Here is a 24,347-nt window from a genome sequence, read left to right on the forward strand (position 1 = left end):
TATCGTCAGCGCAGGGCAATATCACTATTTAAGCGGTGAGTTTTTGCGCTCAAGGCTATAGCGCTCCAGCTCTTTATACGGCACAACCTGGCTTTTCTTCTTCCTGACGTCGACTATCGTCATACGGTCAGTACAGGAATAGCAGGGGTCGAGGCTGCCGATAATCAGCGGCGCGTCGGACACCGTATTGCCCCGTAACATGTAGCGCAGCGTCGGCCAGTTCGCGTAGGTTGCGGCGCGGCAGCGCCAGCGCCACAGCTTCTGATTGTCGCCGGTCATACTCCAGTGAATATCGTCCCCGCGCGGCGCTTCGCTAAAACCAAGCGCAAAGCGATGAGGAATATAAGTAAATCCCTCTACCATTAGCGGTCCGCCAGGCAGGTTATCCAGGCCGAAATCAATCATATTCAGCGCGGTAAATACCTCATTAATGCGCACCTTCAGGCGTGATATCACATCGCACCCCTGTTCACTGTGCACCGTCATCGGCAGCAGACCGTAACCGGCAAACGGATGGTCGGCGCGGGTATCGCGCGCATGACCGCTGGCGCGTACCATCGGCCCGACATTGCTAAAGTCGCGGGCGATTTGCGGATCGAGACGGCCAATACCGACGGTGCGCTGCTCTATGTTCGGCGTACTTAGCAGGATCTCGACTAAATCCTGCACTTCACGCCGCATTTGCTGCGCGAGCTGCCGGGTTTGCGTCATATCGTCTTTCAGCAAATCGCGTCGGATACCTCCAATCAAATTTAAGCCGTAGGTTTTACGCGCCCCGGTCAGAATTTCCGCCATCTTCATAGAGGCCTCACGCACGCGGAAAAACTGCATAAAACCGGAGTCGAAGCCGACAAAGTGGCAGGCCAGCCCCAGATTCAGCAGGTGGGAGTGCAGGCGTTCGACCTCCAGCAAAATGGCGCGGATCGCCTGCGCACGCTCAGGTACCGGGATCGCCATCGCGTTTTCTACCGAGCTGGCATACGCCGTGCTATGGGCAAACCCGCAAATACCGCATACCCTGTCGGAGAGAAAAGTCACTTCGTTATAGCCCATGCGCGTTTCCGCCAGTTTCTCCATGCCACGGTGCACATAAAAAAGCCGATAGTCCGCGTCAATAATATTTTCGCCGTCAACAAACAGGCGAAAATGCCCGGGTTCATCCGACGTAATGTGTAATGGCCCAACGGGCACTACATTATTCTTTTTATCGCCCAGTTCGTTGATAAACGTATACGTTTCACTGTCCGTGGTCGGCGCGGGCCGCTGGCGGTAATCCATACTATCTTTACGCAGCGGATACAGGTCGTCCGGCCAGTCGTCCGGCAGCACAAGACGGCGCTCATCGGGTAATCCGACCGGGATCATTCCGTACATATCCCGCACCTCGCGCTCGCCCCACACGGCGGCCGGCACCCGCGGCGTTACCGAGGGAAATTCCGGGTTATTCGCATCGACGTCCACGCGCACGGTCAGCCAGCATTTAACCTCCCGCTCCATTGACAGCACGTAATACAGTCCATAGCTGCCGCATAACTGACGCTCGTCATTGCCAAACAGAACCGATAGCCATCCCCCCTGCTGGTAATACAGATATTCCACTATCTCCGGCAGCGCATTGAGCTTCACCGTCACGGTCAACTGATCCTGAGTTTGCCATGCAGCGTCCAGCACAGCGCCCGGAAACTCCTGATATAGCGCACTGAGATAACATTGACCTCTTTTTTCTTCAGACATAGCTACCACTCTACAATCACGCCGCCAGCAAGGAGACGAATGCTAAAAAAGCGAGCCCGAAACCGGCCCAGGTAATCCGCGAGACTGCGTTAAAGCGCAGGCGCGCCATACTATTCTCAAATAACGCGACAATAAGCACGCCCAGTAATAGCTTTGCCAGCGCAACCGCCAGCCCCAGCAGCAGCCCCGGTGCAGAAAACTGCGTCATTTGACCCCAAGGGACAAACACGCCGATAAACATCTGTAAAACCACTATCTGTTTTAAACTAATGCCCCACTTCAGCGCCGCAAACCCGGCACCGCTGTATTCAGTGAGCGGTCCTTCCTGAAGCTCCTGCTCCGCCTCGGCTAAATCAAACGGCAGCTTGCCCATTTCAATAAAGGTGGCAAACGCACAGGCGCACAGCGCCAGCGTCAAAGGCAAACTGCGGGCCAGCGGCCAGTGATACACGGTCATCGCAATCTGACTAATATGCGTGGTTCCCGCCATACAGGCGACGACCCACAGCCCCAGTAGCAGTATTGGCTCCACCAGCGCGCCCAACATCGCCTCGCGGCTGGCACCAATACCGGTAAACGGGCTGCCGGTATCCAGCCCGGCGATAACAAAGAAAAAACGCGCGACGGCAAAGAGATAAATAAGCGTAATGACATCACCCAGCGGCGGCAGCGGAGAAGCAACGCTCACCACCGGCAGCGCGCTGGCGATAACCAGCATTACGCCTGTCAGGACAAATGGCATTACGCGAAATACCCACCCGGACGCCGCTGGTGCCACGCTCTGGCGCGAGAGCAGTTTTAATAAATCCCGGTACTCCTGCAGCACGCCGGGGCCGCGTCGGTTGTGCAATCGCGCGCGCGCGGCGCGCGTCACCCCGGAAAACAGCGGCGCGAGGGCAAACAGCGCCAGCGCCTGAACGAAAGCTACTATCCACATCATCGTTAAGCTCCTTGCGACATCACAACCACCGCCAGCGTCGCCAGTTCGATAAACGCCAGGCGCTGAAAAACAGCGGCGGTGCGCTCACACTGCCAGCCAGGCAGCAACCGTACAGGATTCAGGTAACTCCTGAGACGAAGTAACGGCGCAAAGGCCTGTTTCACCGGCTGAGCAAAACCCTTCGCGGTTATCACCATTGCAGGCTCGTGCTCATATCCACAGGCCCAGGCGCTGCCGCGCCTGCGGTTCGGCAGACGATCGCCCTTGAATACCATCATGATGATGACCGGCAGCAGAGGTGCGGCGAATAAAAGCAGGGCTATCAGCGGCGGCGAAACGATACTGCCGCCGCCTGCAATCGGCATATAGGGAGCAATTAATGGCAACACCCACGGCGCTCCCACGCCGCCCGCCACGCAGCAAAGCGCCGCCAGCGCGACGGTCAGGCTCATCAGGCGGGGCGCCGGGCGCGCGCGTTCGGCCTCCGGCGTGCGTGGCGCGCCCAAAAAGGTGACGCCATAGACCTTAGCCATACACATCACCGCCAGCGCCCCGGTGAGCGCCAGCCCGACCGCCAGCAGCGGCCCCAGCAGGCGCGCCATCCATGCGCTTTGCTGGCTTATTTGGAAAAAAGCCTGATAAATCACCCATTCGCTGGCAAAACCATTCAGCGGCGGCAGCGCCGCCATCGCCATCAATCCCGTCAACATCGCCAGCGAAATAAGCGGCATGACTTTCCCCACTCCGCCTAATTTTTCAATATCCCGGTGTCCGGTGCGCAGCCACACCGCCCCAGCGCCGAGAAATAACGTGGTTTTAAACAGTGTGTGATTAATCAGGTGGTACAGGCCGCCCGCCAACCCCAATGCCGCCAGCAGCGGATTGTGCAGCGCAACGCCGCATATCCCGGCGCCCAGACCCAGCATAATAATTCCAATATTCTCCAGCGTGTGATACGCCAGCAGGCGTTGGATATTATGTTCCATCAGCGCATAGAGCCCGCCAATCAAGGCCGTCAGCATGCCGAACATCAGCAGGACGATGCCCCACCACAGCGGCGGCTCGCCGCCACACAGCGACAGAGAGGCAATGCCGAACAGACCGACTTTCATCACTACGCCGGAAAATAGCGCCGCCGCAGGGGCATCCGCCTGGGCGTGCGCCTGCGGTACCCAGCCGTGCAGCGGAATGATACCCGCCAGCAGGCCGAATCCCGCCGCTCCGAGGCACCATATATCCCCGCCCAGGGCAATATGCTCTGCGCTTAGCCGCATCAGATCCAAAGTGTGGTAGCGATACCACAAAATAAAGCCGGTTAGCGTCAATAGCAGCGTTCCCAGACGTCCCAGCGCAAACCACAATTTTCCCGACGCGTGATTGCCGGTCAGGCAAACGCCGCACAGCGCCATAATCTCTGCCGTCGCCACCGTGACGGCAAAGTTTTGCGCCGTCACCGCCCACACGGCAGCGGCTAGCAAAAGATTCACCAGTGGCCCGCTGCGCTTCACCTGTGAGCGCCGCAGCCAGGCTATCTGATACATTCCAACCAGTAACGCGCACAGCCCGAAGGCGACAAGCCACACCCCGTTGACGGCGGTCAGTTGAACAGCCAGCCGCGGCCACGCCAGCGTATCTCTGAGCGCCGCCTGCGCCGACATTGTTAGCGCCAGCGCGCCAGCGGCGGCGGTAAACGCTCCCGCCGCTGCGGCACCGGCTCCGGCTAGCGCAGCGCTCAGCGGGCGGTAACGCCAACTTAGTAACGCCAGCAGCGCGCTCAGCAGATAACCCGTCGATGCCAGATTTAGATAAGAGACAGCATTCATTGCGCTTCCTCACGATGCGACTGCAATAGCGAAATTTCATCGGGCTCCCGGTGCGCGGTCAGCTCGCGCTTGCGCCTACTGGCGCGCGCGATATCACGGTTTTCAACCGTGCGCAGCGCTCCGGTCGGGCAGGTTCGCACACAGGCGGGGCCGGATTTATCAAAGTGGCACAAATCGCATTTCACGGCGATCGCACGCACGCCGGGCGTCCAGTCCAGAAAGCCGCTGATGCGCGCCGGCGCGGGCGGTGCAGCGGGCGCCATATCGCTATGGCAATGGGCGGGGATCCCCTGTCCGTGGCTGCCAGCAAAATCAATAGCGCCAAATGGGCAGGCGATACCGCATAGTTTGCAGCTCACGCACAGGCTTTCGTTTAACTGGATAGCTCCGTCCCGCCGGTTAATGGCGTTAACCGGGCAGACCTGGGCGCAGGGCGCGTCTTCGCACTGGCGGCATAATAAGGGGGCAGATTCTTTTATCGTGCGCATAATCTTTAGCCGCGGCTGACTTTGCAGCCCCCGCTGGCGGTGCGCGTCAGTACAGGCCGCCTCGCAGGTGCGGCAGCCGATACACAGCGTAGAATCAGCAATTACAAAACGGTTCACCGGGTTTCCTCAGGTGATAGTCATTTTTGACGAAAATGTGTCGCATCGTCATTTTCGACGCGCTTCGACACGTGTTTCAGGCAATGTTTATGCGCCTGGCGGCGAGGTCTGCCGGCGCAGGCGCGTCATAACGCTGAGCCGCCTGCTAGAGCCAGGCGTAAACGCCATTAGGGCACTCAAAGAAATGGGTTTGCACCGATGCCCGGCCATTCAAAGCAATGCGCCCATCTGGCACAGTCGGTTATTTCCCGGCGCGATGTGCCCCCGTTCATCGCGGGCCTCAAGCGCGTACGCGTAGTAGTGGAATGCGTGTCCGTTAAACGCTGGCTTCGGCATGACGCTGACAATGAAGCGCCTGAGAAGCCAAAAGCTCAGCCCTTCGCGGGTGCTGCGCACTATGAGATAAATATCGGCTCGCAAATGCGCAGCCGCCCGCATCAGCGTATTACTGTAGCGGCGCCAAAGATTGTGCGGCGTGCGCTGCCGGTCTGCGATGCACGCAGCCTGAGCGCTTAGTTTAGAAAGTGTCATGATGTGTACTCACTAAAAAAGTTATCTCCGTAAAGCACTTTCCATGCCAATTTTTATGTTTATGATTTTTAATGATTTAACCAGGGAACTAGTAGATACTCCCGGTTATCGGCCCATCATTTCGTCATCTTTGACTATCTGAATCGCCGCGCAGCGTCGCTGATGCCTGTTCCGAGGCCTTGTTTCAGATTCAGTAGTGGCACTTAACTTGCATACCTCCGATGAGTTTTAAAGAAACGCACGGTGACTTATGCACGAAATTACGCTGTGTCAGCAGGCGCTGACGCTGATTGAGGAGCAGGCGCGCCTGCATCATGCTCGTAAAGTGACCCACGTGTGGCTGCGCGTCGGCGCATTTTCCTGCGTAGAAAGCAGCGCGCTGCAATTCTGTTTCGGGCTGGTTTGCCGCGACACTATCGCCGAAGACTGTGAACTGCACCTTGAAGAGCAGCAGGCCGAATGCTGGTGCCGGACGTGCTGCGACTACGTGCGTCTGTTAACGCATCGCGTCCGGCGCTGCCCCCAGTGCGGCAGCGCCGACCTGCACATTGTGGCCGACGACGGGCTGCATATCACACGTCTGGAAATTGAACAGGAGTAAATCATGTGTACCACCTGCGGCTGCGCGCAAGGCAATCACGCTATTGAAGGCGATGAAGATAGCTTCCACTCTCCGTTTCGCAGGGCGCCTTTTTCCGCCGCCCCGCGCGCGCCATTCACTGTTCATTCTTTTAGTACGGAACATCCGGCGCGCTGGCAACCTGCGGCGCACAGTCTCGATTATGGCCGCGGCGCGGCGGGTTCACACGCACCGGGCCTGAGCCAGCGTAAAATGGTGGAAATCGAAATGAACGTGCTGGACAAAAACAACCGCATCGCCCGACACAACCGCACGCGATTCGCCGCCCGCAACCAACTGGCGCTCAATTTGGTGTCCAGCCCGGGGTCAGGGAAAACCACGCTGCTGGCCGCCACGCTGATGCGCCTTAAACAGCGCGTCCCGTGCGCCGTTATTGAAGGCGATCAGCAAACAATAAACGACGCGCAGCGTATCCGCGCCACGGGTACCCCCGCTATTCAGGTTAATACCGGCAAAGGCTGCCATCTTGATGCGCAGATGATAGAAGACGCGATGCAGCGCCTGCCTCTTGCCGCAAACGGCATTCTGTTCATTGAAAATGTTGGCAATCTGGTATGTCCGGCGGGTTTTGATTTAGGCGAGCGCCATAAAGTTGCCGTGCTGTCCGTAACGGAAGGCGAAGATAAACCGCTGAAATATCCGCATATGTTTGCCGCTGCTTCTCTGATGCTGTTAAATAAAATCGACCTGCTCCCCTATATCAATTTCGATGTAGACCAGTGCCTGGCTTATGCCCGACAGGTCAATCCAGAAATAGAGATTTTGCACGTTTCTGCCACCGGCGGCGCGGGCATGGATGACTGGCTAACCTGGCTGGAGGCACAGCGATGTGCATAGGCATACCCGGCAGGATTTGCCACATCGCCGGAGACATGCAGGCCAGGGTCGATGTCTGCGGCGTGGTACGCGCAGTCGACCTGACGCTGGTCGGCACCCATGATGAACGCGGCGTCAGCCGGATGGGCCAATGGGTACTGGTGCACGTCGGTTTTGCAATGAGCGTTATTGACGAGGCAGAGGCGCTGGATACGCTGGCTGCGCTGCAGCATATGTATGAGCTAGAGCCAGATGTCGGCCCGCTGCTGTTTGGCGAAGAGGTTCCCGATGCGCTTCGTTGATGAATACCGTAACCCGCAGCAGGTAATGCCGCTTATCGAGGCGCTCTCCGCGCGCGCGCGCGCCCTGCCCTATAACTGCCAGCGACCGCTGCGTATTATGGAGGTCTGCGGCGGGCATACGCATGCCATTTTTAAGTTTGGTCTGGACCGCCTGCTTCCGGAAAATATTGAATTTATTCACGGTCCCGGATGCCCGGTATGCGTGCTGCCGATGGGACGCATAGACGCCTGTATCGATATCGCCTCCCGACCGGAAGTGATTTTTTGCACCTTCGGCGATGCAATGCGTGTGCCGGGCCGCAGCGGATCGCTGCTGAGCGCCCGGGCGCGCGGCGCGGATATTCGTATCCTGTATTCTCCGGCTGACGCTCTGGCTATTGCCCGCCAGAATCCGAACAGAGAAATCGTTTTGTTTGGACTGGGATTTGAAACCACGATGCCCGCAACCGCTGTCACGCTCCAGCGCGCCTGGCGCGAAAGGCTCACAAATTTTACCCTATTTTGCCAGCACATTACCCTGCCGCCCGTGCTGCAGCGCTTATTAACGCTGCCGGATCACGGTATTGACGCTTTCCTGGCGCCGGGCCACGTCAGCATGATAACTGGCACGCACGCCTACGATTTTATCGCCGGACAGTATCGACGCCCGGTGGCAATCGCCGGTTTTGAGCCTCTCGATCTACTGCAAAGCGTGCTGATGCTGGTTTCGCAAAAAATAACCGGAGCCTGCCGGGTGGAAAACCAATACCGGCGCATCGTTCCCGAGGCTGGCAACATTGCCGCACGGCGCGCCATGGATGAAGTATTCGAAGTCAGAGGCGGCGCAGAATGGCGCGGGCTGGGCACTATCGATAATTCGAATGTTCAGCTACGCGGAGCTTATCGTCAGTTCGACGCAGAACAGCGCTTTCACCCTAATGTTCCCGATACCGAGGATAACCCGGCATCGCGCTGCGGCGATGTCCTTACCGGACGCTGTAAACCGACGCATTGCCCGCTATTTGGTACACGCTGTACGCCGCATAACGCATTCGGCGCACTGATGGTATCGTCAGAAGGCGCCTGCAGCGCCTGGTATCAGTATCGAGCTCAGGAGAGTGAAGTATGAAACAGATTACGCTTGCCCACGGCAGCGGCGGCCAGGCAATGCAGCAGTTAATCGATGCGTTATTTATAAGCGCCTTCGCTAACCCTTTTCTCAGCGAACAGGAAGATCAGGCGCGAATTCCGCTGCAGACGCTTACCGGGGCGGGCGACCGTCTGGCATATTCTACTGACAGTTACGTCATCGATCCTTTATTTTTCCCCGGTGGCGATATTGGGAAACTGGCGGTATGCGGCACCGCGAACGATATTGCCGTTAGCGGCGCGCTCCCCCGCTGGCTATCCTGCGGTTTTATTTTGGAAGAAGGGCTGGAAATAGAAACTCTTGAACGCATCGTGACGAGCATGGCCGCCGAGGCAAAAGCAGCGGGCATCGCTATCGTTACCGGAGATACAAAAGTAGTGCCGCACGGCGCGGCAGATAAGCTATTTATTAATACTTCCGGGCTGGGCAGCATTCCGACTGGGCTAAACTGGGGCGCCCGGCATATCCAGCCCGGAGATATGCTGTTAGTCAGCGGCACGCTGGGCGATCATGGCGCCACTATTCTGAACCTGCGTGAACAACTTGGGCTGGACGGCGACCTGCAAAGCGACTGCGCAATATTAACCCCGCTGATACAAACCCTGGTCGCTTTGCCGGGTGTACGGGCACTGCGCGATGCAACGCGCGGCGGCGTCAACGCCGTAATACACGAATTCGCCGCCGTCTGCGGGCACGGCATTGAGTTACAGGAAACGGCGCTGCCGGTGAAACCGGCAATCAGAGGCGCCTGCGAACTTCTTGGGCTGGACCCCCTCAATTTCGCCAATGAAGGAAAACTGGTTATCGCAGTACAAAGAAATGCCGCAGAGCGGGCGCTTGAAGCGCTGCGCAGCCATCCCCTTGGCCGCAATGCTGCCATTATCGGAGAGGTAACTTCACAGCGCGGCATCAGGCTTAGCGGGCTTTATGGCGTTAAACGCTCGCTGGATTTACCCCACGCAGAGCCTTTGCCGCGTATTTGCTGAGACCGCCATTTTATTACGTTTCACTTTTCTGGATATGAAGCATGTCGTATACCCCCACCAGCGATTTGGGTGAACAAGGTTTGTTTGAAATTACGCGAACGTTGCTACAGCAGCCCGATCTGTGTGCCTTAGCGCAGACGCTGCAAGCGCATCTCCAGCAGTTAGGGCTTGCCGATCGCGTCTCAATTTTGCTATGGCGAGCCGGGCAGCACAGCGTAGGTTTGTTTAGCGCCGATGAACAGGGTCATGACATACGCGTTGAAGATGAAATGCTCTTACCGCACGGCCCACTCCGCCGCACTCTGTCGCGCCCGGATATTCTGTACTGCCGCGCCAGTGAATTCCAGGAGACCTGGCCGCGACTGGCGGCATCACCGCTTTACCCCGGTTTTCACCACTATTGTTTGATGCCGCTGGCGGCGGAAGGTCGCATTTTCGGCGGCTGTGAGCTGCTGCGTATGACCGATACGCCGTGGACAGAAAAGGCGTTTTCCCGCCTGCAAACGCTCACTCAGATAATTGGCCTGGCGGTGGAGCAAATCCAGATGCGGCTCGATAATAGCGACAATTACGCGCTACTGTGCCGCGAGCGCAACGATTTCCGTTTACTGGTCGCCATTACCAACGCGGTGCTCTCGAAACTCGATCTCGACGAACTGGTTACAGAGGTTTCCCGCGAGATCCAGCGCAATTTCGGGATTGATTCCATTAGTATGGCGCTGCGCAGCAACCGCCGCGGAAAATTGCTCATTTACTCTACGCATTATGTAGATAAAGACGCGCCGCTGCACGACAGAAGCGAAGTCGATGAAAAAGACACGCTGTCGGAAAAAGTGATGCGTAGCAAAGAGATGCTATTGCTTAATTTAAACTGCCGCGACGACCATGCACCGTATGAGCGCATGCTATTTGATATGTGGGGCGAACAGGATCAGACCCTGTGTTTATTTCCGCTAATTTACAGCGATCGCGTACTCGGCGTGCTTAAACTCGCGCAGTGTAAAGCACAGGCGTTTACCTCCGCCAATCTGAAATTACTGCGCCAGATTGCTGAACGCGTGGCGATTGCCGTGGATAACGCGCTGGCGTATCGGGAAATCAGCCGCCTTAAAGAGCGGTTAATTGATGAAAACCTGGCGCTAACCGAGCAAATTAATAACATCGACGCCGATTTCGGCGAAATCATCGGCCGCAGCGAGGCCATGATGGCCGTTATGAAGCAGGTTGAGATGGTGGCGCAAAGCGATAGCACCGTGCTGATTCTGGGTGAAACCGGAACCGGAAAAGAGCTTATTGCCCGGGCGATTCATAACCTGAGCGATCGCAGCGGCCGGCGCATGGTGAAACTGAACTGCGCGGCAATGCCGACGGGGCTGCTTGAGAGTGATTTATTCGGCCATGAGCGCGGTGCGTTTACCGGCGCCAGCGCTCAGCGTATAGGTCGCTTTGAACTGGCCGATAAAAGTACGCTATTTTTGGATGAAGTGGGAGATATGCCTCCGGAGCTTCAGCCGAAGCTGCTACGCGTGTTACAGGAACAGGAGTTTGAACGACTTGGCAGCAATCGTCTTATCCAGACCGATGTGCGCCTAATTGCCGCAACTAATCGAGACCTGAAGCAGATGGTCGCAAGTCGGGAATTCCGTAGCGATTTATACTATCGACTTAACGTATTCCCAATTTATATCCCACCGCTGCGGGAACGTCCGGAAGATATCCCGCTACTCGCGAAGGCATTCACATCTAAGATTGCCCATCGGCTAGGCCGCAACATCGACAGTATCCCCGCCGGTACGCTGCGAAAGCTTAGTAGTATGGAGTGGCCTGGCAATGTGCGGGAACTGGAAAATGTGATTGAACGCGCGGTATTGCTAACGCGGGGAAATGTGCTGCAACTTACGCTGCCGGATATCGATAATCTTCACGATGGGCTCACCGCGCTGCCCCAGCCATCGCATGCCTGCGAAGCCCGGGGTAATGAAGACGAATCTCAGCGTATTATCCGCGTGCTTAAAGAGGCCAACGGCGTGATTGCCGGGCCGCGCGGCGCGGCGATGCGGTTAGGCATGAAGCGCACCACCCTGCTTTCCCGCATGAAGCGGCTGGGTATAGATAAAAATGCAATTTTACCGTAAGCAGAGCCGCGCCGATCACGCTGCCGGTGGTTGTAAAACATAATCCGGCGCGGATAAAAAAGGCAAATTGCGCTTTGCATTCATGACAAAAGTAGAGTCTGCTCCCAAGTTCCATAACATCGCGATGACTTAGTAAAAGGCGGCGATTAAACTAACGGTATTTCGGGCTGTTTTAGCTTTGGTATGAGCGTAGGGTATAGCGGCGCGGCGGTGGAAGTAACGTTACAACGGTGCCGCCTTTTATCCTCCCCGGCGATAAAGCAGCGCTATTTGCTGCTTTACTGGCAGAGAGAAGGGCAACGCCACTGGTCGCGTTGCCCTATGCCGATTTTCATGACCCATCCGCTCAGCCGCTCCGGCATCTCTCCATCAGATCATTAACATGCCTGGTGCTGCCGCTAGTTAACAGTTCTCAACCGTAAAGATAATGCAGATGACGAATTTGCGAGCAAAGCGATGATTAAATGGCCGTGGAAAACACCATTACCGACGGTTGATACGCCTTATCCCTGGGGTGAGGCGCTGGCGATTCCGCTGCTGGGCGCGCTCTCCACCGATGAGCGTGAGCGGCTGGTAGCGCTGAGCGCGGTTTTCTTAACCCAAAAAAGGCTGGTTCCGCTGCACGGCTGTACGTTAACGCCGCTTCAGGAGGCGCGTATCGCCCTGCTCTTTTGCCTCCCGGTTTTATCTCCAGGGCTCGACTGGCTGGATGGGTTCCACGACGTGCTTATTTACCCGGAACCGTTTATCGTAGACGACGAATGGGAAGATGATATTGGCCTGGTTCACCGCGAGCGCACGGTGCAATCAGGTCAAAGCTGGCATCAAGGCCCAGTGATCCTTAACTGGCTGGACGTGCAGGATTCTTTCGACGCATCCGGGTTTAATCTGGTGATCCACGAAGTGGCGCACAAAATTGATATGCGCAACGGCGATCGCGCCAACGGCGTGCCGCACATTCCGCTACGCCACATCGCCGGCTGGGAGCACGACTTACATGCGGCAATGGACAATATCCAGGCCGAAGTGGAGTTAGTTGGCGCAGGTGCCGCTAGTATTGATGCCTATGCCGCCACCGATCCGGCTGAATGCTTTGCCGTTCTATCAGAGTATTTTTTCAGCGCGCCTGAGCTATTCGCTCCGCGCTTCCCTGCACTCTGGCAGCGCTTTTGTGCCTTCTATCGTCAGGATCCGCTTTCGCGGTTGCATAGTAGCGCGACATCGCCCCACGGCGAACGTTAATGCAGCAATATGGTGTTTAATTAATCATTTGAATCAACCGGTTAGATTCCTTATTGACAGAGGTTTTAGCCACGATTATCATGCGCCCCGTTCACACAATTCCTCTGTAGTTCAGTCGGTAGAACGGCGGACTGTTAATCCGTATGTCACTGGTTCGAGTCCAGTCAGAGGAGCCAATTTAAGGGAAGCAGACGTTCACTGACGTCTGCTTTCTGCATTTCTATCAGTTGGTTATCCCTTCTTTCACGTTCACCCTCGTTCACTAAAAACCACTCGAAGCCACATCATTTTGATGGTAAAAATGCTGGTAATGCTGGTTCGATTTGCCTTTTACCAACAATCGAGGGGGGGTTTCATGTCACTAACTGATATTAAAGCAAAAAATGCAAAACCCCTTGAGAAGGAATATAAGCTAACCGATGGCTTTGGTATGTTCCTTCGCGTTACCCCTAAAGGTTCGAAATACTGGCAAATGGCTTACCGCTTCGAAGGGAAGCAAAAACTTTTCTCTATCGGTGTTTACCCTGCTGTTTCACTTGCTGATGCAAGACAACGCCGTGATGAAGCTAAAAGACTTCTTGCTCAGGGCATTGACCCTAATGCAAAGAAACAGGCCGAAGTTAAAGAGCTGAAAGCCAAACGCGACAACATTCGTTCTTTCAAAGCTGTTGCCAAAGCGTGGTTTTCTACTAAAAAGAAATGGTCAGAAGATTATCGTCATACCGTATTGAATCGCCTTGAAACCTATATCTTCCCGGATATTGGCAACCGAGACGTTACCGAGCTTGCCACTGGCGATCTGTTAGTCCCCATAAAAAAAGTAGAAGCCCTTGGCTATCTCGAAGTTGCTACACGAGTTAAGCAATACGTGACGTCCATTTTACGCTATGCCGTCCAGCAACAGCTTATTCGCTATAACCCGGCTTACGATCTGGAAGGCTCCATACAGAAGCCAGAAACGGAACATCGTCCGGCGCTGGAGCTTGAAGAGATCCCATTGCTACTTGAACGTATTGATGCCTACAAAGGCCGCAGACTGACCACGCTGGCGATTCAGCTTAACCTGCTGGTATTTGTTCGTTCCAGTGAACTACGCTTCGCCAGATGGTCAGAGATCGATTTCAGGAGCAAGCTGTGGGTTATCCCCGAACAGCGGGAAGTCATCGACGGCGTGAAATATTCGGGTCGTGGCACCAAGATGAAGCGTAAGCACTTCATCCCTCTCTGCCGTCAGGCAATTGCGCTCTTGAAAGAAATTAAACAGCTTACCTATGAAGATGGCAATGATGCCGGTTTTATCTTCACAGGCAGCTATGACAGCTTTAAACCGATGAGTGAAAACACCATAAACAAGGCGCTACGTAAGATGGGCTACGATACCCTGAAGGACATTTGTGGTCATGGCTTCCGCACACTGGCCTGTAGTGCCTTAATTGAGTCTGGTTTGTGGTCAGAAGACGCTGTAGAGCTTCAAATGAGCCACAAGGAAAGCAATAGCGTCCGTGCAGCTTATACCCACAAAGCCAAGCACCTTGACCAGCGCCGCCTGATGCTTCAGTGGTGGGCTGATTATCTGGATGCGAACCATAGCGGTATGGTCAGGCCATTTGAGTTTGCACAGCGAATTTAACTTCGTTTATGCTAAAGGTGGCATTTGATTAGATCGTACATCAGCTTTGTGGGGACATATACCCGATACACAAAATATTATTATTGCATTGATATCATTTTTAGTTATAAGGAAATATTATGAGATTTTTGTCAATAGTCACCCCAACCCCCGAACAGCGTGCATTAGCGGGACAGAATCGACCGGGAGTAGAAGTCATTTATGGTTCAGCAGGGAGCGGTAAAACTACTACCGCCCTATTGAGATTAAAATCTTTATGCTACATGATCCAGACAAAGCATCGTCGAGAAAACAATATAGAACCAATCAATATCTTAGTATTAACGTTTAACCGAACTTTATCTGGATATATTAAAAACTTAGTTTATAGTCAACTTGACCCCAGCATAAAAATAAATATTGAAATAAGTACATTTAGTCGGTGGGCTATCAACAAGTTACATAGCCGCCCCAATATATTCGATAAAATCGATGAAACCATTTATACATTAGCCAGAAACACAAATATATTATCCCCAAAATACGTAATAAAAGAGGTGGAATACTTACTAGGTAGATATCCACCTGAAAGCATTAATGATTATATACATACGGAAAGAACAGGACGAGGAAATACGCCAAGAGTCGATAGAGAATTAAGGCAGCGAATTTTAAATGAGATAGTTAATCCCTATAAAAAAACACTATCGAATTATAGGAGTATTGATTGGAATGACCTTGCAGTGATGATGGGTAGAAATATCCCATCATTAGGTTATGAAATTATCATTGTTGATGAAACACAGGATTTTTCTGCAAATCAGCTTCGTGCAATCAAGCACCATCTCGCAGATTACCACACGATTACTTTTGTTACAGATACAATCCAACGTATATATGCAAGAGGATTTACATGGTCTGAGGCTGGTTTTGACGTCCGCCCAGAAAGAACACACAGACTAAAAATTAATTATAGAAATACCAAACAAATAGCAAAATTCGCAGCATCCTTTTTACGAGGAATAAATGTTGAAGACGATGGCTCAATTCCAAACTTACATGAAGCCATTACTGATGGTATTTTACCAGAAGTCATTTGTGGTATATATAGAAATCAAATTAGCTACGCGATAGATTTTATAAAAATAAATATTGATTTAAATGTCGAAACTGTTGCATTCTTACATCCGCTAGGAGGCGGCTGTTTTTCATTTTTAAGGACTAAACTTCATTCTAACAACTTAAGTTTTAGAGATATAACACGAGACTCAGATTGGTGCGATATGGATGCTAGTATAGCCTTATCAACATTTCACTCAGTTAAAGGATTAGAATTTGATTACGTATTCATTTTAGGGCTTAGTGATCAGACGACTGCTTACTCTGAAGAAAACATTGATGACCAATTTTTGGTTTTAAGAAAATTATTAGCTATGGCAATAGCTAGGTCCCGGAAAGGTGTTTTTTTAGGCTATAAAAAAGGAGAAGAGTCTGACCTCTTGCAATTCCTTGAGGAAGGGACATACAAAGAGGTAAACCTATAATGATTAATTACAAGGAAAGAGGAATATCAGAAATATTACATTTCACAACTAATAGAGGATTATTAGGAACCTTAGTTAGCAAAAAGCTCCTATCAAGATATCGGCTTACAGATGATAAGTTATTACAGCATATACTATATCCAAATGCAGCCATTCGCCCTGAAATTTCAGAATATTTTGATAAAAAAGAAAACTGGATAGACTATGTAAACTTATCAATTTCTGAGATCAATAGAAGGTATTTTGATGTATCCAAGAGATGGCATAAAGATCAAAACATATGGTGGTCAATATTATCTTTTGACCCAATCATTATTACTCATGAAAATGTTTATTTCGCCACTACAAATAACTCCTATGCCCCATGCATACGGCAGTCAGGGAGTACTGGGTTCGATTCTCTCTTTGAACCAATCATAGAGAGAAAAACGGGATGGAAAGCTTTTCGTCGGAATCGGCCACTATGCTTGCCAACTTGCGAACAAGCTGAAGTCCTTTACCCTCAAGAAATTTCTACCAATTGGCTAAAACGCATCTATGTGATTGATGACGAAACACATGATATAGTTGGAGGATGGCTAGATGAATTTGAGTTTGATGGAATTGAGATCGTGATTTCTCCAGAAAAATTTGCGGGGATGCCAAATTGAAAACAATGAAAAATCAAATAGTTAAAGAGATTTCAACTCTCGAAAAAAGCATTATTAATTCATCATTATGGGCTGCTGCTGGCGACGCTCTAGGTTGGATAACAGAACTATCCCATGGGGAGAATGGCGTTAAGCGTCGGATTGGTTCGGCCAGAGCAATCCAGACTCAACCTTGGGAACGAGTTATAGGCGGAAAAGGCGGCGTCAAAGCTAAATTACCTGCTGGTGCATATTCTGATGATACTCAGTTGAGACTTGCAGTTTCACGTTCAATACGTGAAGGTGGTTTTTTCGATGTGGAAAGTTTCGCGAAAATAGAACTTACTATATGGCCCAGTTATGCTTTAGGTGGTGGTCTGGGAACTAAAACTGCGGCCCAAAACTTATCGAAAAGAACAGTCTCTTGGTTTTCTAACTTTTTTGAAAACGGGAAACAAAATTATTTTACAAGCGGAGGAAATGGTGCAGCAATGCGCATTCAGCCTCATGTTTGGAGTTCGTTCAATAAAGATTATCAAGATAACTATTTATTAAATACACTAAGAGATTCTTTAGTTACTCATGGTCACCCCCATGGGTTTTGCGGTGCATTTTTTCATGCATTAGCTCTTTATGATACAATTGCGAATAAAAAAATACCGTCACCAAAAGATTGGCTTTCCTATGTAGAAAAATTATCTGACATTCCATATATTATTAGAAATGACTCTCAGCTTAATACATTCTGGTTATCAGCATGGGAGGAAAATAATAAAACCTCATTATCTAACTCTATTGAAAAGATAAAAATTGAACTACTGAATGACATTGATAAGATATCAAAGTTGGTCGTAACTTCAAGTAATGAGTGCTACCATGAAATTCTAGATAGGTTAGGTTGCCTGACAAGTAAATTCCGTGGCTCTGGTATTAAAACTGCACTTGCTGCTTCAGCGTTGGCCTATATGTATAAAGATATAGGTATCAAAGAAGCATTAATTTGTTCAGCAAATGAGCTAGATAGTGATACAGATACCATAGCAACAATGTGTGGTGCAATGCTGGGGGCAATATGCGATACCCACCCTGATTGGGCTATACAAGATAAAGACTATATAATCACCGAAGCATTGCGCTTAATGAATATGGGAAATGGTAATGCTCAATATCAGGCATTTAATTATCCTGACATTGGCAACTGGACCCCCCCTGTTAATCAAATTGATGTCGTAGGTTTGCATAAAAATAATATAGCAATGATGGGTCTTGGTGAGTTAATACCAGTTAACAATGAAGAATTTCATGCCAATAATGCTGTATGGCAATGGTTTTCATTACCTTTTGGTCAGACTATTCTGGTCAAACGAAGAAATATAATTAAATTAGAGTTAAATCCTGAGCAACTTCCTAAAGAAATAACAAATCAGTTTAGTGATTTTGAAAAAAGGTCACAAAAGCCAACTATTTCGTCTGAAGTAAAAAACCCTAAATCACAATATACATTACCTCTAAACAATTGTGACACACATATCAGAGATAATAGAATTAATACAAGTAACGAGAAGGACCCTCTCGACCAAGCAACTGATGATGTTATTAATTCTAATTTTGATGATTTGACTTTAGGTCGATTGTTAAATTCTTGCATAGATTCAACTCAATCTATACAAATGGCTGTAAGCTTCACAGCAATTATAGCCAAAGCTAAAATTGTTCGCCAACGTAGAAAGAATTGATTTTATGTAAGTTTTCAATCTTGCAACATCTGACTGATATATAACAAAGGGCCGCAAGGCCCTTTGTTATTTCCCGCTAAGGAAACTCTCCATTGGAGAGAATACATATCCCCATACTTGGGGCAACTAAATCAGCCCATTGGGCTGTAAACCACTCCCCATATATGGGGCAATCAGACACTTCATTGAAGTGAATGTTCTCAAGGAACACTTACTAGATATAACATTAAATATTGATTGTCAAATGCATTTATCTATTTAAATAAAAGATTATCGTAATTGCATGAAAATCTTGAGGATCAAACCAAGTTCCTGACGCCTCATATCTTTTATAGCCTATATCATATTTCTGAATATCATCACAAAGTATATAACGACTTTCTACTATTAGTAGAAATCCCAAAATCATTTAAACCGCCATAGAAATATTAATCTCATTTCGCTTTTATGAATATATTATTCCTGCCTTCCCACCATATCCTGAAGAAATCTTTTCCCTCGTAATTTAATCCTTGCTTTAGCCTCTGCATTAATATTCGACGATTGTAATATCAGTCCTAATATTAACTCTTTATCCACCTCTTCTACTTTACAGCCCACCGCTTTAGCTACTTCAGCACCTAAAATAATCTTCAGACGCGTTTCAGCGCTCTTGGTCAAAGATTTTTCCTTGCTCTTAAGGCGATTAAGATGCATCTGTGCCGAAGCTATTTTTTGTTTAATTGTTTTTTCTGTTCGTGGTTTCCTGCTTTCAATATCCCCCTGTTTACTCATCAGAACGCTTCCTTTTTTTTCCATTCATTCATATAAAATGTAAGAAGTATATAAAAAACATCATCATTCCCATTATCAACGGTATGCCAGAACAGCTTGCCGGGAAAGAAGCCGATTAAGTTCGTCATTGAGGTGTTTTCTTCGAGATACATGAGTGAATACAGGTAAGCATCCAGAGAAACGCAAAATTTATAATAAGCTGGGAAAGATACGTTGTCATGTCGCTTAAGGAAGTAATCCATAAAACAGCAAAAATAAAATAATTCATCGTCAAAGTTATCATTGTTGATTTGTAATCGTTTCTCAAACCCAGTGAACGTTTTTTTCATCTCCGCTACCTTATTGAAATCCAGCCCCATGAAGTTAATGTATTTATTTGTCATTTGTTTATCCTTTTGTTGTTTTAATGATTATCCTTTGCAATACAATTAAAAAACAAAAAGGTCAAATAAATATGATTCTTAGCCCTAATGCAGCATTTTATGATTGTTTCAGACAATCATTCGCTGAACAGGCTTGACCTGTTAATGATGGATTTATTCATAAAAAATGGTGTTTTTGTTTTAATATTTCCATGAGGCTCAGTGTAAAACGAAATTGTGCAACACCTTGCTGAAAACACACTGGATTTTTTAAGCCCCTTACTCACCCCGTTACTTGTTTTATTAGGCTAATGGAATCATTTTCACCTGCCATTTTCAAACTATGATTTCAGCTCTTAACCTGTGAATTGTGCAACACGTAAAAGTAATTTTTATTTTCGCTATTTTATCTTAATTCAACTTCCCCGCCTTACGGCGGGAGGAAAATCACTCTTTTTGCCCTTACGGGCGCTATCTAAACACAAAAAACCAATATTATTATACTACTTCAGCCGTTCATCCGATTCTGCCCCTGTTAATTTCACAGACCTTCAAACTAATGTTATTAATTAAGAGTAAGAAAACTTTATACATTGTCGTTATTTTTAGCTCCTTTAGGAGATATAAAAATAAAGCAATGCCCACCTATACACTCACTTCGTGAGCGTGTGGGGTCTACCGACGGTTGCTGCCGCAGGCTAAAACCAAGGTCAACGTCAACACCAGAGTTTTTCTTGCGAAAAACTAAAACCAGTATAGTCGCATTGGAGATTTATATTTTGGTTTGATATTTAAATTTATATGAGGTTGTTTTTATTGTATGGCGATTTTTCATCTGGATTTTAAAATTGTAAAACGAAGTGAGGGCAGATCTTCCGTTGCGAAGGCTGCTTATCATGCTCGTTGCAGAATCACAGATGAAAGAACAGGTGATACCTATGATTATAGCCGCCGTACTGATTTATGCGGGCATTTCATATTAGCGCCTGTTAATGCTCCAGAACACATCATAAAAGACTCTACAGCATTGTGGAATGAAGTTGAAAGCGTTGAGCGCCAGCACAACGGTCAAACATCCCGTTATTTCGATGTTGCTATCCCCGCTGAGCTAACCAATGATGATAAGAAAAAGCTTGTTCTTGAATATTGCCAGAAAAATTTCGTTGAGAAAGGCATGATTGCCGATATCGCTTTCCATGATCTTGATAGTGATAATCCTCATGCTCACGTTATGTTGACCTTAAAAGCCATAGGCCCGGAAGGTTTTGGTAAAAAAGAAAGAAGCTGGAACGACAGAAAAATGTCTATTTTTTGGCGTGAATCATGGGCATCTATGGCTAACAGCTACCTTGCTGCTGCTGGTTCATCAGAGCGTATTGACCATCGTTCTCTCCAATCCCAGCATGAGGAAGCATTAGAGAAAGCAGCGGTTGCTCTGGATAATGAAGAAAAAGCGCTATGGCTTGCCAAGGCCGCTGAAACAAACCGCCCTGCAATGAAGCGTATTCACAGTGCCAAATGGCGTAGTAAAGCAGCTCAACAACAGCGTGCTGCTGAACAGGCTGTTCGTGATGCTGCCAAGCAAGAAGCCGTTGAAGTCTACAAAACATTCAGCGAACTTGATCTTGAAATTGTTGTTGATGTCAGAAGCTTCACCGTGGCTGTTCTTGCTGAACCAGAAGAGATTTTATTACCAAAAACACGTTCCGATTCTTCTACCAAAGAAACGCAAAGACCTGTACTGGTAGCCCCGGCACCTCATACTCGTATGCGTGGCGTTAAATCCTATCGTGATAAAACAAAAGTCAGTAAGGTTACTGCTGGTCATAAATCATCAGCCGGTATTTCTGATATTGAGATGAATACTATGTTGAAAACATCCTCCTCTCAAAACCCAAACAGGGCATCCAGAAGCGCCCCTGAACGTGTTAAGAGGACACAGACTATTCCATGTCAGGATAATATCTTTAAACGCTTTACTGCTCTTTTGGTTGATTTTATCAGAGATAAATTCATATGGGCTAAAACAGACAAAACTAAAGTTGATATTATCAGTGAAGAACATGATAAACGTATTGCTGAAAACTACATCTTTGATGAGGTATTAGGTCGTCATGTGTCACGTAATGAATATGAACAACGTGATAAATTCAATAATGATGAAAAACAACATCAAACTGAGACCTGTGTCCTTAAACCAACGGGAAAAGAAATTAGTCGTTTCCCAAGTCGTGTGAAAAAATCTGAACAACACAACAACGAACCGGAGTACAGACCTACACTCTCATCTGGTAAGCGCAGCGGGCCTAAATTAAGACCGCCGGGCTTTCCGCTAAAATGAGATGATTTTTACCGCACTAACCTCGTTCACTGGACTTGAAAACCAGAACACCCCCTGACATAATGCTTATCTTTTATAAAATCAAAGGGTTTAAATATGTCAGACCGTTTCTTGATTACTCCACATAGCACCACACTTACTTACAGAATCGGGGAAGGAGAGGAAATCACTCAGGAAATCCCTCTTCATATCGTGTTTGATATTGTTTCTCAGGTTGTTATTGGGGTTTATGGTTCTTTAGAAGAAGCTCAGCTAAAAAAGACCGAGCTTGAAGAAAAATTAAAATCTACACGAAAACTTCGCATGTAATGATTGGCATTTCTTTATACCTGTTTTTATGCTCCTGAATCTCAGGGGCATCAAATATGATTACTGCATCATTCCCTTCAGGTGATACATACCAACAGCTATTTTCTTTTTCATTATATGGATGTCTCTTATCTGTTTTTGATATAAAACCTTTTCTTATGTTAACACCTTCAGGCCATTCATTGATTTCTTCAATCATAAATGAAGTTTCATCTATGTGTGTATGCCTGAAAAGATGAAATTCCTTTATCTCAACAGAAAAAGGCATTTTTATATATGACTGATAAACGTTACCATCTTCACATAATAAAAAATACTCAATACCGGACCAAGGAATCTTATGAAGCCACTCATCAAGGACAGGGTTCCCACTCACATGTTCAGGCCACTCATTATTCAATTTTATTAAAATTTTCATACTCTCTCCTTTTTATTATTAATTAGCAAAACAAAATCCAATGTCAAATAAAAAGCTGAGAATAAAACCATGCCTTTCAAAAAAAGACATGGTTTAAATTTTATTTTACATCCTTCGCCTGAAAACAACATTATCAGAGAAAATTGCTTTACCTGCGACAAACCCAACAGCAGCAATAATTGGTAGACTGATGGTAGCTCCTGCCATACCTGTAGACATTCCGATCAGGATAGACAGACCGAAGGTCAATAATATAACCACGAAAGCATACCAGCCGGGGTAGGCTCCATATAAAACAGTCGCCATGCAGCCAGTGCAAACATGAACACCTCTCTGACTTTCTTTCAGGCAAAACGGACACTGGATAGTTTTGTTTTCCATGATAGACCCCTTAGATCGCTTTCCAGCCATTGCTGGTTTTAACAAGATTCATGGCACCATCAGCAGGTCCGTTCATCCCTTTCACACCAGAGAATGCGCTTTTGTCCACCCACGATGGAATATCAGTTAATTTCCATGTGTAGGAGACGCGAACAACTTTCTGATTACCGTTTCCCGGCTCAGTCCATTCCTTCACCTCATCAACAACCCGGCGACCAATACAAACACCTTCCTTGGCATCCCAGATTTTGGCTTGTTTACCTTCATCTGTTATCCCAAGCGTATTGTTATCCCAGCCTTTGACAAAGGCCATTAATCCCTGTTCTACGAGGCCGTCGAGGATTACAGACCCTGTTCCAGTCCCTGTTTCATCAAATCGCGGTTTGGATAGCTGGACAGGGAATGCGACGTCGTTGTTTCGCAGTGAGAAACAGGTTTTCGATTGACCAATCTTCGCGTTGATCGTTTTCTCAAAGTCGCCTTTTTCACCACATCCCGCCAGAACCAACACAGCCCCCGCCATTATTAAGATTTTTTTCATTTTCCTATCCCATCAGCGATAACAAATAATAACCACTTGTACTGGTCCAAGTAATGACACTTATGAACGGTTCAGCCGTCAGTCACTGAAGGCATCAGACACTATTCAAATTTGCTGTATCGATAGACCAATACATCATCACTGGCAGATACTACGTTAAACGTAGTATCGAAAACAAGGAAAAACTACGATTCTCGTAGCTCTTAATGATGAGAGTGCTTATGACCCAGCGAGAATCCCATAGAGACATCTTTTGTAAGCGTTTAAAAGAAGCGCGGCTTGCAGCTGGATTATCTCAAAAGAGGCTGGGTATCGCTGCCGGGATCGACGAATTTGTAGCAAGCACTCGCATCAATCGATACGAAAAAGGCGTACATGAAGCAGATATCCATACTGCACAGAAATTAGCACAAACGCTCAATGTCCCATTAGCATATTTTTATGTGGAAAACGATCAACTAGCTGCTATCGTAATAAACTTTGATAAATTATCTGAGGAAGATAAAGAAAAAATAATACACTTAATAGATAATAGAACATTGTAAGTTAAACTTACATTTATAGATTTGTGGTCATACAGAATGACTGTTCAATTCATCTTAGCGAAGGAATGTTTTTCCTTTACTCACTTAACCAAATTTGGATACTAACTTCATATACCTGTTCATTGTTCTATTTTCATCCAAATATCTTTCCACCGCTGATAGTAGGTAATAGCTAAAAACCTCAATTTATTTTTATTTATATAAAATGTCTTTGTATTTTTATTTCTTTTAACATCATTTACAACACACGTCATAATAGGGTATTTTAATTATAT

Annotated in this window: 23 protein-coding genes, 1 tRNA gene and 1 pseudogene; 15 read left to right on the forward strand and 10 right to left on the reverse strand. The window is 48.4% G+C overall.

Features of this window, described 5'->3' with window-relative positions; all coding sequences use genetic code 11:
* Positions 1-24: 24 nt before the first annotated feature.
* From SFA31_RS16330 to SFA31_RS16350, 5 genes are all read right to left on the reverse strand, one after another.
* A complete protein-coding gene (locus tag SFA31_RS16330; protein WP_322838945.1) occupies positions 25-1,734 on the reverse strand; it encodes a hydrogenase large subunit in 1,710 nt (569 codons plus the stop codon).
* 16 nt (positions 1,735-1,750) lie between these two features.
* Positions 1,751-2,674: a respiratory chain complex I subunit 1 family protein gene (locus tag SFA31_RS16335; RefSeq protein WP_322838946.1), complete on the reverse strand. Its 924-nt coding sequence runs from the start codon at positions 2,672-2,674 to the stop codon at positions 1,751-1,753.
* Between the two features lie 2 nt (positions 2,675-2,676).
* Positions 2,677-4,497, reverse strand: coding sequence for a formate hydrogenlyase subunit 3 (hycC, locus tag SFA31_RS16340; protein ID WP_322838947.1), 1,821 nt, complete (start codon positions 4,495-4,497; stop codon positions 2,677-2,679).
* Positions 4,494-5,102, reverse strand: coding sequence for a 4Fe-4S dicluster domain-containing protein (locus tag SFA31_RS16345; protein WP_322838948.1), 609 nt, complete (start codon positions 5,100-5,102; stop codon positions 4,494-4,496). Before SFA31_RS16345 ends, hycC begins: the two co-directional genes overlap by 4 nt.
* Positions 5,103-5,312: 210 nt before the next feature.
* Positions 5,313-5,633, reverse strand: a complete 321-nt coding sequence (locus tag SFA31_RS16350; RefSeq protein ID WP_322838949.1) for a hypothetical protein — start codon at positions 5,631-5,633, stop codon at positions 5,313-5,315.
* 250 nt (positions 5,634-5,883) lie between these two features.
* Here SFA31_RS16350 and hypA point away from each other — a divergent pair, with 250 nt between their 5' ends.
* From hypA to SFA31_RS16410, 12 genes are all read left to right on the forward strand, one after another.
* Complete coding sequence (gene hypA / locus SFA31_RS16355; protein WP_322838950.1) at positions 5,884-6,234, forward strand: hydrogenase maturation nickel metallochaperone HypA; 351 nt, start codon at positions 5,884-5,886, stop codon at positions 6,232-6,234.
* Between the two features lie 3 nt (positions 6,235-6,237).
* Positions 6,238-7,110, forward strand: a complete 873-nt coding sequence (gene hypB, locus SFA31_RS16360) for a hydrogenase nickel incorporation protein HypB (RefSeq protein ID WP_322838951.1) — start codon at positions 6,238-6,240, stop codon at positions 7,108-7,110.
* A complete protein-coding gene (locus tag SFA31_RS16365) occupies positions 7,101-7,391 on the forward strand; it encodes a HypC/HybG/HupF family hydrogenase formation chaperone (RefSeq protein ID WP_322838952.1) in 291 nt (96 codons plus the stop codon). Before hypB ends, SFA31_RS16365 begins: the two co-directional genes overlap by 10 nt.
* Complete coding sequence (gene hypD / locus SFA31_RS16370) at positions 7,378-8,499, forward strand: hydrogenase formation protein HypD (protein WP_322838953.1); 1,122 nt, start codon at positions 7,378-7,380, stop codon at positions 8,497-8,499. Before SFA31_RS16365 ends, hypD begins: the two co-directional genes overlap by 14 nt.
* Complete coding sequence (hypE, locus tag SFA31_RS16375; protein ID WP_322838954.1) at positions 8,496-9,506, forward strand: hydrogenase expression/formation protein HypE; 1,011 nt, start codon at positions 8,496-8,498, stop codon at positions 9,504-9,506. The genes hypD and hypE overlap by 4 nt, the downstream gene beginning before the upstream one ends.
* Positions 9,507-9,547: 41 nt before the next feature.
* Entirely contained in the window at positions 9,548-11,641 is a 2,094-nt protein-coding gene (gene flhA, locus SFA31_RS16380; RefSeq protein ID WP_322838955.1) for a formate hydrogenlyase transcriptional activator FlhA, read from the forward strand.
* A 456-nt stretch (positions 11,642-12,097) separates the two neighbouring features.
* Positions 12,098-12,883 (forward strand): DgsA anti-repressor MtfA, encoded by a 786-nt coding sequence (gene mtfA / locus SFA31_RS16385; RefSeq protein ID WP_322838956.1) that lies wholly within the window; start codon positions 12,098-12,100, stop codon positions 12,881-12,883.
* Between the two features lie 100 nt (positions 12,884-12,983).
* Positions 12,984-13,059: transfer RNA gene (locus tag SFA31_RS16390), tRNA-Asn, on the forward strand.
* A 179-nt stretch (positions 13,060-13,238) separates the two neighbouring features.
* Positions 13,239-14,513: a tyrosine-type recombinase/integrase gene (locus SFA31_RS16395; RefSeq protein ID WP_182347667.1), complete on the forward strand. Its 1,275-nt coding sequence runs from the start codon at positions 13,239-13,241 to the stop codon at positions 14,511-14,513.
* 119 nt (positions 14,514-14,632) lie between these two features.
* Entirely contained in the window at positions 14,633-16,036 is a 1,404-nt protein-coding gene (locus SFA31_RS16400) for a UvrD-helicase domain-containing protein (RefSeq protein ID WP_045328725.1), read from the forward strand.
* Positions 16,036-16,686 carry a DarT ssDNA thymidine ADP-ribosyltransferase family protein gene (locus SFA31_RS16405; RefSeq protein WP_045328727.1) on the forward strand — a complete coding sequence of 217 codons (651 nt, stop codon included), beginning with the start codon at positions 16,036-16,038 and terminating at the stop codon, positions 16,684-16,686. The genes SFA31_RS16400 and SFA31_RS16405 overlap by 1 nt, the downstream gene beginning before the upstream one ends.
* 5 nt (positions 16,687-16,691) lie before the next feature.
* Complete coding sequence (locus SFA31_RS16410) at positions 16,692-18,401, forward strand: ADP-ribosylglycohydrolase family protein (RefSeq protein ID WP_182347707.1); 1,710 nt, start codon at positions 16,692-16,694, stop codon at positions 18,399-18,401.
* A 456-nt stretch (positions 18,402-18,857) separates the two neighbouring features.
* Here the strand turns inward: SFA31_RS16410 and SFA31_RS16415 are convergent, their stop codons facing one another.
* Positions 18,858-19,175, reverse strand: a complete 318-nt coding sequence (locus tag SFA31_RS16415) for a conjugal transfer protein TraD (protein ID WP_045328731.1) — start codon at positions 19,173-19,175, stop codon at positions 18,858-18,860.
* Complete coding sequence (locus tag SFA31_RS16420) at positions 19,175-19,558, reverse strand: hypothetical protein (protein ID WP_045328733.1); 384 nt, start codon at positions 19,556-19,558, stop codon at positions 19,175-19,177. Before SFA31_RS16420 ends, SFA31_RS16415 begins: the two co-directional genes overlap by 1 nt.
* 799 nt (positions 19,559-20,357) lie before the next feature.
* Here SFA31_RS16420 and mobQ point away from each other — a divergent pair.
* Together mobQ and SFA31_RS16430 are read left to right on the forward strand one after the other, a co-directional pair.
* The gene (gene mobQ / locus SFA31_RS16425; RefSeq protein ID WP_182347669.1) at positions 20,358-21,878 is read left to right on the forward strand and encodes a MobQ family relaxase; all 1,521 of its coding nucleotides are present in this window, start codon (positions 20,358-20,360) and stop codon (positions 21,876-21,878) included.
* A gap of 96 nt (positions 21,879-21,974) precedes the next feature.
* Complete coding sequence (locus tag SFA31_RS16430) at positions 21,975-22,187, forward strand: hypothetical protein (protein ID WP_047406826.1); 213 nt, start codon at positions 21,975-21,977, stop codon at positions 22,185-22,187.
* 178 nt (positions 22,188-22,365) lie between these two features.
* Here SFA31_RS16430 and SFA31_RS16435 read toward each other — a convergent pair.
* The 3 genes and pseudogenes from SFA31_RS16435 to SFA31_RS16445 all read right to left on the reverse strand — a co-directional run.
* Positions 22,366-22,605, reverse strand: a pseudogene (locus SFA31_RS16435) (hypothetical protein); the annotation flags it as partial.
* A gap of 105 nt (positions 22,606-22,710) precedes the next feature.
* The gene (locus SFA31_RS16440) at positions 22,711-22,986 is read right to left on the reverse strand and encodes a hypothetical protein (RefSeq protein ID WP_045328739.1); all 276 of its coding nucleotides are present in this window, start codon (positions 22,984-22,986) and stop codon (positions 22,711-22,713) included.
* A gap of 10 nt (positions 22,987-22,996) precedes the next feature.
* On the reverse strand, positions 22,997-23,527 hold the full coding sequence (locus SFA31_RS16445; RefSeq protein WP_023297916.1) for a membrane lipoprotein lipid attachment site-containing protein: 531 nt from the start codon (positions 23,525-23,527) through the stop codon (positions 22,997-22,999).
* 221 nt (positions 23,528-23,748) lie between these two features.
* Between SFA31_RS16445 and SFA31_RS16450 the strand changes: the two genes are divergently transcribed.
* The gene (locus tag SFA31_RS16450; protein WP_182347671.1) at positions 23,749-24,072 is read left to right on the forward strand and encodes a helix-turn-helix domain-containing protein; all 324 of its coding nucleotides are present in this window, start codon (positions 23,749-23,751) and stop codon (positions 24,070-24,072) included.
* The last annotated feature ends 275 nt before the right edge of the window (positions 24,073-24,347 follow it).

Origin of the sequence: Erwinia sp. HR93 (assembly GCF_034555055.1) — a bacterium.
GTDB lineage: Bacteria > Pseudomonadota > Gammaproteobacteria > Enterobacterales > Enterobacteriaceae > Apirhabdus > Apirhabdus apintestini.

What these genes read in the sequence shown, in the direction of transcription:
- SFA31_RS16330 (WP_322838945.1), bottom strand. Translation starts at nt 1,734, where the DNA reads ATGTCTGAAGAAAAAAGAGGTCAATGTTATCTCAGTGCGCTATATCAG.
- SFA31_RS16335 (WP_322838946.1), bottom strand. Translation starts at nt 2,674, where the DNA reads ATGATGTGGATAGTAGCTTTCGTTCAGGCGCTGGCGCTGTTTGCCCTC.
- hycC (WP_322838947.1), bottom strand. Translation starts at nt 4,497, where the DNA reads ATGAATGCTGTCTCTTATCTAAATCTGGCATCGACGGGTTATCTGCTG.
- SFA31_RS16350 (WP_322838949.1), bottom strand. Translation starts at nt 5,633, where the DNA reads ATGACACTTTCTAAACTAAGCGCTCAGGCTGCGTGCATCGCAGACCGG.
- hypA (WP_322838950.1), top strand. Translation starts at nt 5,884, where the DNA reads ATGCACGAAATTACGCTGTGTCAGCAGGCGCTGACGCTGATTGAGGAG.
- hypB (WP_322838951.1), top strand. Translation starts at nt 6,238, where the DNA reads ATGTGTACCACCTGCGGCTGCGCGCAAGGCAATCACGCTATTGAAGGC.
- SFA31_RS16365 (WP_322838952.1), top strand. Translation starts at nt 7,101, where the DNA reads ATGTGCATAGGCATACCCGGCAGGATTTGCCACATCGCCGGAGACATG.
- hypD (WP_322838953.1), top strand. Translation starts at nt 7,378, where the DNA reads ATGCGCTTCGTTGATGAATACCGTAACCCGCAGCAGGTAATGCCGCTT.
- hypE (WP_322838954.1), top strand. Translation starts at nt 8,496, where the DNA reads ATGAAACAGATTACGCTTGCCCACGGCAGCGGCGGCCAGGCAATGCAG.
- flhA (WP_322838955.1), top strand. Translation starts at nt 9,548, where the DNA reads ATGTCGTATACCCCCACCAGCGATTTGGGTGAACAAGGTTTGTTTGAA.
- mtfA (WP_322838956.1), top strand. Translation starts at nt 12,098, where the DNA reads ATGATTAAATGGCCGTGGAAAACACCATTACCGACGGTTGATACGCCT.
- SFA31_RS16395 (WP_182347667.1), top strand. Translation starts at nt 13,239, where the DNA reads ATGTCACTAACTGATATTAAAGCAAAAAATGCAAAACCCCTTGAGAAG.
- SFA31_RS16400 (WP_045328725.1), top strand. Translation starts at nt 14,633, where the DNA reads ATGAGATTTTTGTCAATAGTCACCCCAACCCCCGAACAGCGTGCATTA.
- SFA31_RS16405 (WP_045328727.1), top strand. Translation starts at nt 16,036, where the DNA reads ATGATTAATTACAAGGAAAGAGGAATATCAGAAATATTACATTTCACA.
- SFA31_RS16410 (WP_182347707.1), top strand. Translation starts at nt 16,692, where the DNA reads ATGAAAAATCAAATAGTTAAAGAGATTTCAACTCTCGAAAAAAGCATT.
- SFA31_RS16415 (WP_045328731.1), bottom strand. Translation starts at nt 19,175, where the DNA reads ATGAGTAAACAGGGGGATATTGAAAGCAGGAAACCACGAACAGAAAAA.
- SFA31_RS16420 (WP_045328733.1), bottom strand. Translation starts at nt 19,558, where the DNA reads ATGACAAATAAATACATTAACTTCATGGGGCTGGATTTCAATAAGGTA.
- mobQ (WP_182347669.1), top strand. Translation starts at nt 20,358, where the DNA reads ATGGCGATTTTTCATCTGGATTTTAAAATTGTAAAACGAAGTGAGGGC.
- SFA31_RS16430 (WP_047406826.1), top strand. Translation starts at nt 21,975, where the DNA reads ATGTCAGACCGTTTCTTGATTACTCCACATAGCACCACACTTACTTAC.
- SFA31_RS16440 (WP_045328739.1), bottom strand. Translation starts at nt 22,986, where the DNA reads ATGGAAAACAAAACTATCCAGTGTCCGTTTTGCCTGAAAGAAAGTCAG.
- SFA31_RS16445 (WP_023297916.1), bottom strand. Translation starts at nt 23,527, where the DNA reads ATGAAAAAAATCTTAATAATGGCGGGGGCTGTGTTGGTTCTGGCGGGA.
- SFA31_RS16450 (WP_182347671.1), top strand. Translation starts at nt 23,749, where the DNA reads ATGACCCAGCGAGAATCCCATAGAGACATCTTTTGTAAGCGTTTAAAA.